Below are 7415 nucleotides of genomic sequence, written 5' to 3'. Positions count from 1 at the left end.
GAGGCCGGAAGCGGCTTCCGCCATACGGACACATGCGTCCTGCTGGACGCGGTGAAGGGCCCCTCGTGCCAGTCGGCCCACCGCTCGGACCGCTCCAGCCCGGCGAGTTGGGCCATGAGGTCCAGCTCGGAGGGCCACACGTAGCGGTGGGGCGAGCGGAATGTGCTGCCCCGTCCGTCGATGATCGTGTGGTGGTGCGAGACCAGCCGCTGTTCGACCAGGTCGTACGTGTCGAAGCCGATGTGGTGCTCGCCGATGTGGAAGGGGCGCGCCGTCTCGCCCGGCGGCAGACGCTGCAGTTCGGGGACGAAGACCTCCACCACGAAGCGGCCGCCCGGTTCGAGGTGCCTCGCGGCATTACGGAAGCAGGCGACCTGCTCCGCCTGGGAGAGCAGGCAGGTGAGGCCGTTGTAGACGAGGTAGACCAGGCTGAACGTGCCCGGCGCCCGCACCGCCGACATGTCGCCCAGGGTCACGGCCACGTCGCCGCCGCCGGCCTTCCCGGCGAGCTCCCGGGCCATGGGCGGCGACTTCTCGATCCCGGCGACGGGCACACCCCGTGCGCTCAGCGGGAGCGCCACGCGTCCCGTACCCACCGCGAACTCGAGGGCCCGGCCACGGCCGGCACGGCGTTCCAGGAAATCGACCGTGGGGCGCAGCACGCCGGGTGCGTACATGTGCGCGGACGACGCGTCGTAGCCCCGTGCCACCTGTTCGTCCCACACGTCAGGTTCCATACCGCTGAAGACTGCCGCATAGCCGTGTCCCCGCACCACCGGTTTTCCGCCGCCGGTCCCACGGGGGCGCCCGCTCTACGGGTGTTCGCCCGGCCCCTCGGTATGGGACGCGAGGCGGGTGGGCGAGAGCGCGGTGTCCTCCTCACCCGGTTCGGCGGCCGGGCCCACGATGAGCGGGTCCGGCTTGCCGACGGCGGCGGGGTCCTTCGCGGCGTAGTCGATGCGGGCCAGCAGGCCGCGCATCGCTTCGAGACGGGCCCGGCGCTTGTCGTTGCTCTTCACCACCGTCCACGGCGCGTGCTCGGTGTCGGTGGCACGGAACATGTCGATCTTCGCCGTGGTGTAGTCGTCCCAGCGGTCCAGGGAGTCGACGTCCGTGGGCGAGAGCTTCCACTGGCGCACCGGGTCGACCTGGCGGATCGCGAAGCGGGTGCGCTGCTCGGCGCGGGAGACGGAGAACCAGAACTTCACCAGGACGATGCCGTCGTCGACCAGCATCTCCTCGAAGACCGGGCACTGCTTGAGGAAGAGTTCGTACTCCCGGGGCGAGCAGAAGCCCATGACGCGCTCGACACCGGCCCGGTTGTACCAGGAGCGGTCGAAGAAGACGAGCTCGCCCGGCGCGGGCAGGTGCGACACGTAGCGCTGGAAGTACCACTGGCCGCGCTCGCGGTCCGTCGGTTTGTCGAGGGCGACGATGCGTGCGCCACGCGGGTTGAGGCGTTCGGTGAAGCGCTGGATCGTGCCGCCCTTGCCCGCCGCGTCGCGCCCCTCGCACACCACGACGACCCGGGCTCCGGTCTCCTTGGTCCACCGCTGGAGCTTGAGCAGTTCTATCTGCAGGACGCGCTTGACGTGCTCGTACTCCTTGCGCCCGACCTTGTGGTCGTACGGGTGGTTCTCCCGCCAGGTCTTGATCGGCCTGCCCGCCTCGTCGAGCAGGATCGGCTGCTCCGGCCTGCTCGTGTCGACGGTCAGGCCGTCCAGCAGTTGCTCGCTCACATGATCACGGTCCACCGGCCCAGCGTGTCACCCGTTCGTACCAGGTGCCACCGGACCCCGGCGGACGACCGGGCGCCGGTGCCGTACGGCGTCAGTACGCGCTGCCGATCCCGGTGACCGCGGCCGGGCCCAGCGGGGCGTCCTCGGCCGTGAGTCCGCCCTCGCGCAGGGCGGACTCGGCCAGGTGCACGGCCTGGGCCTCGGCGTCCGCCCGGTCGTGGGCCTCGATGTGCAGGCGGATGGAGAACGTGTTGCCTTCCTGCACCGTCAGCAGGTCCAGCTCCTCGGCCTCGCCCAGACCGGTGTGGTGCGGGTCCTGCGGGCGCAGCCTGCGCTCCACTCCGGAGCGCTGCTCCTCCGTGACGTCGTGGAGGAACGTACCGGGGACGGTGATGACGTACGTGGTCACGGGGCCTCCAGGTGTGCCGGTCCCGGACGGGTCCGGGGGTGCGGGCTTTCCATGGGGGTGCCCCGGATCCGCCTCGCGAACCCCGCCGGGACCCGCCCGGACGGGCACCGGTCGGGCGCGCCGTAACCGGGGACCGCGAGGGTAGGCGCCTCGTGGGAGACGCTTCCCGGGAGCCGAGTGAGGGAGACGCTGTGACAGGAGCACATGACACGTCGATGCGCGCGATGGGCTGGGCCCGGTCCTTCCCGGTGTCGCGGGGCGTACGGGCCGGACGCCACTGGACGCGTGAACACCTGGAGAGCCTGGACTGGACGAGGGACGCGCCCGAGACCGTGGACGCGATCCTGCTCAGCGTGTCGGAGCTCATCACCAACGCGCACGTGCACGCGCACAGCGAGGCGCAGCTGGTGCTGACCTGGGACAGCCGTTGTCTGCACGTCAGCGTCCACGACGGCGACCCGGCGCCGCCGGCCCCGCAGGAGGCCGACGGCGCCCGGACCGGCGGGCGGGGTCTGGCCATCGTGGAGGCGCTGGCCGACAGCTGGACCACCCACCCTCAGGAATCGGGGAAGACCGTCATCGCCTGCTTCGTCCCGCCCGGCTCTCCCCCGGTGCGCCACGGCGAACCCGCCGGCTGACCGGGCGGCCGGGGCGGGGGCGGGGGCGTCCCGGTGGAGCGGCTGTCCGTGCGGACCGGCGCCGGAGCCGGGCAGGACCGTGCCGGTGACGAGCGGACACGTGCGGCCGGCCCGGTACGGGGTAGGCGGGTCCGCATGGGCAAGGTTCTGGTCGGCACGTGTTCATGGACGGACAGGGCGCTCCTCTCCAGCGGTTGGTACCCGCCGGAGAGGAACGACCCGGAGGGAAGGCTGCGCCACTACGCGGACCGGTTCCCCGTGGTGGAGGTCGATGCCACCTACTACGCGCTCCCCAGCACCCGTAACAGCCTCCTGTGGACCGAACGCACCCCCGCCGGCTTCCGTTTCGACGTGAAGGCGTTCTCCCTGCTCACCGGGCACCCGACACCGCCGAACGCCCTCCCCGCAGATCTGCGGTCGCACCTGACGCGGCATCACCGGCGGCCGGGGCGGGGCTCGGCCGACCCCGGGCTGCTGGACGAGGTGTGGCTCCGGTTCGGCGGGGCCCTCGAACCACTGCGGCGGGCGGACCGGCTCGGCACCCTGCTGTTCCAGTTCCCGCCCTGGTTCGCTCCGGGACCGCGGTCCCATGCCTTCCTCCTCCGGTGCCGGGAACGGACCGGGGGGTGGCCCGTCGCCGTCGAGTTCCGGCATCCGGACTGGTGGCGGCGTACGCGGCGGGCCGCGACCGCGGCGCTGCTGGCGGACCTGGGCTTCGCCGCCGTGGCGGTGGACATGGTGCAGACGCTGCCCGCGTCCATCCCCCCGGCCACACCGGTGACGACGCGGAACCTGGCGGTGGCGCGTTTCCACGGCCGCAACAGCGCGTGGGGCACCGGGACGAAGGAGGAACGCTTCCGGCACCTCTACTCCGAGGCGGAACTCTCGGAGTGGGTGCCGCGGCTCAAGAGCATGGCCGACCGCACCGAGGAGCTCCACGTCCTGTTCAACAACTGCTGTGCCGACGCGGCGGTCCGCTCCGCCGCGGCGATGCGGCGGTTCCTTCGGCGGCAGGCCCCTCCCGGAAGCCGGCGGCGTACCGGAGCTCCCCGGACAGACCGGACAGAGCGGGTCCTCACCGGCTTCCGGTGGGGACCCGCTCCTCGTTCCGGGCGGGGATGCGCGTCCGGGCCCGTGCGAGCAGGGCCGGGGGATCCGGGTCCGCCTGCAGGGACTTGAGCACCAGCAGCCACCAGTGGTCCAGCCGCGTGCCCCAGTCCTGTCCGCCCCGCACCTCGTCGGTCAGGGTGCACAGCCCGAAGAAGGCGCACACGAGCGTCACGGCGGTGTCCGACGGCTCGATGTCATCGGCGAGTTCGCCCCGCGACCGCGCTTCCGCGAGGAGCCGGGTGGCGGCCAGCGCCCAGGCGTCGAACGGCGTGGGCACCGCGGCGTCGATGCTGCGGCGCTCCGCCCACAGCCGCGCACCGGCCCGGGCCACGACGTCCTCACTGAGCGCCCGCGCGATGTCGAAGCTGAGCACCACCAGCTTTTCCAGCGGGGGGATCTCGGGGGCGGCGTAAGGAGCCGCGAGCTGCGGCCAGCTGGCGAACTGCTCGCGGACCACGGCGAGTGCCAGTTTCTCCTTGCTGGAGTAATGGAAATAAATCGCGCCGCTCGTTCGCCCCGAGTGATCACTTATGTCATTGACACTCGTGCCCACGTATCCGCGTTCGACAAATAGATGTGCTGCGGATTCCAGTAGCACTCTGCGGGTCGCACGCGCCCTGTCCTGCACCTTTGTTCCACCTTCGCTCTTTTGTTCTGCCGTCGCGACACGAATGGATTACACCCTCCCCCCGGGAGGGCGTAATCGCGGCGCGCGAAGATTTTATTATTCTTCGACTGTGCGTGCGTGCGGGCGACTTCGCGCAATCTGACGCGCCGACGCGGGGGGCCGTTCCGGAGGCCCCCGCACCCGGTCGCCGCTCTCCATGAAATGCCTGCTCAGCGCGGCGATCGAGGGGTCGCCGGGCCTCCCCGCACCCGCCCCGCGACCCCGCGCGCCGGCCGGCCTCCGGACGCCGCGCTTCCCCTATGCACCCGAATTGGTGATTGCGGCAGGCGAGGGCGCCAAATTAACGTAACGGCCACGATGTTTTCGGGCTCTGCCGGAAACGACGGACGCCGTCTGTCGCGGCATGCCCCGGCGCATCGAGCCACGTCGGTGTGTGGCCGCAGACGGCCGTGCGACATCGCCCATTCCAGAAGCCGAGCGGACCACCCCACCGCCCGGCACCAGCCCGGACCCGCGAACCGAACGGGTCGGCGCCCCTTCCGAGAACGGCAGAGAAATGACAGCACATCGCATCCTTTCCTGGTCACCGTCCGCCATCGTCTTCGACTGCGACGGCACCCTGATGGACACGGAACGCCACTGGCAAGAAGCACGGAACACCACTTTCCGCTCGTTCGGCCTGAAGCCCCCGGCCGGGTTCGGCGAACGGGCCAAGGGCGTGCACTACGTGGAGTGCGGAGCCCTGATGGCCGAGGAGACCGGGAAACCGGATCTCGTCGACGACCTGACCGAGACGCTCCTGCGCCACTTCACCGCGCTGGTCGACGAGGACCCCGTCACCATGCCGGGGGCCTCCGCGCTGGTCCGGCTGGCCGCCCGGCACCGCCCGCTCGCGGTGGCGAGCAACTGCCCACGGGAGATGGTGGAGTCCTGCCTCGACCGGGCCGGGCTGCTGGGCTGCTTCGGCCATGTGGTGGTCGCCGACGAGGACATCCGTCCCAAACCCCAGCCGGACGTCTACAGCGTCGCCGCCCGCCTCTGCGGTGTCCCTCCGGAGGAGGCCCTCGCCGTGGAGGACTCCCTCACGGGCATGGAGTCGGCCCGCCGGGCCGGACTCCGTGTCCTCGGTACCGGCCCGTGCCCGCCCGGGCCCGACGGGGAGGTCGCGGACCTCTGGGTCTCCAGCCTCGCCGATCCGGATCTCACGGCCTGGGCACGCACCCACATCGGCGTGTAGGGGCGGGTGGCCGCCGGGACGGGTACCCACCCCTCGGGGCGGGCGGCCGTCGCGACCGGGACCCGTGCCGGCGCTCCTCGCGAAGGCCCCGCCGGTGTCCCGGGTGTCATCCGCCGCCGGGCAGATGGGGGGCGAGGGCGCGCACGGGACCGGCCGCCGAGGCGAACAGGAGGGCCACGCCGACCGCACCGGGGTCGGGGATGCCGGTCACCCGTTCGCCGAGGTAGCTCGCCCGCCCCATGCGCGCGGACAGGCCCGCGGTGTCGTGCACCCCCTGCCAGGCGGCGTCCGCCGCCAGGCCCAGCGCCCGGTCGGGGGGCGTCCCCCTGGACGCCCCCCGCAGCGCGGCCGCGGCCGGGGTCAACGCGTCGACCAGTGTCTTGTCCCCGGGGGACGCGTCACCCACCCGGCGGATCGCGGCGAGTCCCTGGTCGACCCCCTCCGCGAGCCCGTCCGTGGTGAGGCCGTTCCCCTGCGCGGCCCTGCTCAACGCCTGGAAGAGCAGGCCGAACAGCGGGCCGCTCGTCCCACCGATCTCGTCGAGGAAGGCCGTGGCCATGCACCCCAGCGTCTCCGAGGGGCCCGTCCCGTCCCCCGCGGCGTCCAGCAGGCGTCCGGCGGCGGTGACACCGGCGCTGAGGTTGGTCCCGAAGTCACCGTCCCCCACCCGCTGGTCGAGCGCGGTGAGTTCCGCCTCGGTGGCGTACACCGAGTCGGCGAAGCGGCGCATCCAGTCACGCGTCAGCGTTCCGTCGAAAGCGGGCGTCGTCATGGCGTCGTCCTCCTGCTCCAGTCACCGGCCGCCGGGGACCCGGCCGCTGTACCCCTCACCAGCGCAGCGCCGGGGTGTGTACCGGCGCGTCGTAGAAGTCCAGTACGGCGGGTCCGGCCACCAGCAGCGTCAGGGAGAAGCCCCGCATGTCGAGCGCCGTGACGTAGTCGCCGACGAGGTGGCGGGCCAGCCGGACTCCTCGCGCGTCGAGCACCCGGCCGAGTTCGCCGAAGATCCCGTACAGCTCCAGAGCGGTGACCGACCCCAGACCGTTGACGAGCGCCACGACCGGTTCGTCGGCGCCCGGGCGCAGTTCGTCCAACAGGGCCCCGGCCATGTCGTCCACCAGCGCGCGCACGCTCTCCTGGGTCCGGGTGCGGTCGGCGCGTTCTCCGTGGATCCCGACGCCGTACTCCAGTTCCCCCGCCGACAGGATGAACGCCTTCTCGCCGGTGCTCGGAGCGTGGTGCGCGGCGGAGGCGGCCGCGAGCGTCCGGCAGCGGCCCACCACCGCGGTACCGAGTTCCGTGAGCTCCTCGATGCCCAGCCCCGCGTCCGCGGCGCCGCCCAGGATCTTCTCCACCAGCACCGTGCCGCCGGTCCCCCGGCGCCCGGCGGCGATCTCCTCGGAGTCGGAGGCCAGGTCGTCGTCGACGAGGACCCGTGTGCAGGTGATGCCGTGGTCGGCCAGGCGCTCGGCGGCGATGCCGAAGTTGATCCGGTCGCCGGTGTAGTTCTTCACGATGTGCAGTACGCCGTCCGGCCGGGCCGCCGCCAGGGAGGCCCGGTAGATCTGCCGGTTGTGCGGGGAGGCGAAGACCCGCCCGGGACAAGCGGCGTCGAGCATCCCCGCGCCGACATAGCCGGCGTGCATCGGCTCCC

General features: G+C 72.2%; 9 protein-coding genes. 3 read left to right on the top strand and 6 right to left on the bottom strand.

Translation table 11 applies throughout. The features are described 5' to 3' along the window. The 3 genes from IH13_RS0107455 to IH13_RS0107445 form a co-directional block, all read right to left on the bottom strand. Window positions 1-737: class I SAM-dependent methyltransferase (locus IH13_RS0107455; protein ID WP_063837412.1), on the bottom strand; the 737-nt coding region annotated here is incomplete at its 3' end. A gap of 75 nt (window positions 738-812) precedes the next feature. Further along, the gene (gene ppk2 / locus IH13_RS0107450; RefSeq protein WP_234433240.1) at window positions 813-1739 is read right to left on the bottom strand and encodes a polyphosphate kinase 2; all 927 of its coding nucleotides are present in this window, start codon (window positions 1737-1739) and stop codon (window positions 813-815) included. A gap of 91 nt (window positions 1740-1830) precedes the next feature. Continuing rightward, a complete protein-coding gene (locus IH13_RS0107445) occupies window positions 1831-2148 on the bottom strand; it encodes a hypothetical protein (RefSeq protein WP_031082164.1) in 318 nt (105 codons plus the stop codon). Window positions 2149-2363: 215 nt separating this feature from the next. On the opposite strand from IH13_RS0107445, the gene IH13_RS0107440 reads away from it, so the two are divergent. Together IH13_RS0107440 and IH13_RS0107435 are read left to right on the top strand one after the other, a co-directional pair. Further along, window positions 2364-2786 carry an ATP-binding protein gene (locus tag IH13_RS0107440; RefSeq protein ID WP_031082161.1) on the top strand — a complete coding sequence of 141 codons (423 nt, stop codon included), beginning with the start codon at window positions 2364-2366 and terminating at the stop codon, window positions 2784-2786. 135 nt (window positions 2787-2921) lie between these two features. Then, entirely contained in the window at window positions 2922-3965 is a 1044-nt protein-coding gene (locus tag IH13_RS0107435; protein WP_234433239.1) for a DUF72 domain-containing protein, read from the top strand. Here the strand turns inward: IH13_RS0107435 and IH13_RS0107430 are convergent. Then, window positions 3862-4494 (bottom strand): ScbR family autoregulator-binding transcription factor, encoded by a 633-nt coding sequence (locus IH13_RS0107430; protein ID WP_031082158.1) that lies wholly within the window; start codon window positions 4492-4494, stop codon window positions 3862-3864. The two genes, IH13_RS0107435 and IH13_RS0107430, sit on opposite strands and share 104 nt — an antisense overlap. Before the next feature lie 586 nt (window positions 4495-5080). On the opposite strand from IH13_RS0107430, the gene IH13_RS0107425 reads away from it, so the two are divergent. Next, entirely contained in the window at window positions 5081-5761 is a 681-nt protein-coding gene (locus IH13_RS0107425; RefSeq protein ID WP_031082155.1) for an HAD family hydrolase, read from the top strand. A 106-nt stretch (window positions 5762-5867) separates the two neighbouring features. On the opposite strand, the gene dhaL is transcribed toward IH13_RS0107425, so the two are convergent. Together dhaL and IH13_RS0107415 are read right to left on the bottom strand one after the other, a co-directional pair. Then, window positions 5868-6533, bottom strand: a complete 666-nt coding sequence (gene dhaL / locus IH13_RS0107420; protein WP_031082153.1) for a dihydroxyacetone kinase subunit DhaL — start codon at window positions 6531-6533, stop codon at window positions 5868-5870. A 55-nt stretch (window positions 6534-6588) separates the two neighbouring features. Beyond that, window positions 6589-7415 (bottom strand): dihydroxyacetone kinase subunit DhaK (locus IH13_RS0107415; RefSeq protein ID WP_031082151.1); only part of this gene is annotated, 827 nt, incomplete at its 5' end.

Source organism: Streptomyces sp. NRRL WC-3549, assembly GCF_000721935.1.
Classification (GTDB): Bacteria; Actinomycetota; Actinomycetes; order Streptomycetales; family Streptomycetaceae; genus Streptomyces.
Note: the sequence above shows the minus strand (reverse complement) of the source record. Positions and strands in the feature narration are given on the sequence as shown.

Excerpts from the sequence above, each read along its gene's own strand:
- IH13_RS0107440 (WP_031082161.1), top strand. The coding sequence starts at position 2,364 with ATGCGCGCGATGGGCTGGGCCCGGTCCTTCCCGGTGTCGCGGGGCGTA.
- IH13_RS0107435 (WP_234433239.1), top strand. The coding sequence starts at position 2,922 with ATGGGCAAGGTTCTGGTCGGCACGTGTTCATGGACGGACAGGGCGCTC.
- IH13_RS0107425 (WP_031082155.1), top strand. The coding sequence starts at position 5,081 with ATGACAGCACATCGCATCCTTTCCTGGTCACCGTCCGCCATCGTCTTC.
- dhaL (WP_031082153.1), bottom strand. The coding sequence starts at position 6,533 with ATGACGACGCCCGCTTTCGACGGAACGCTGACGCGTGACTGGATGCGC.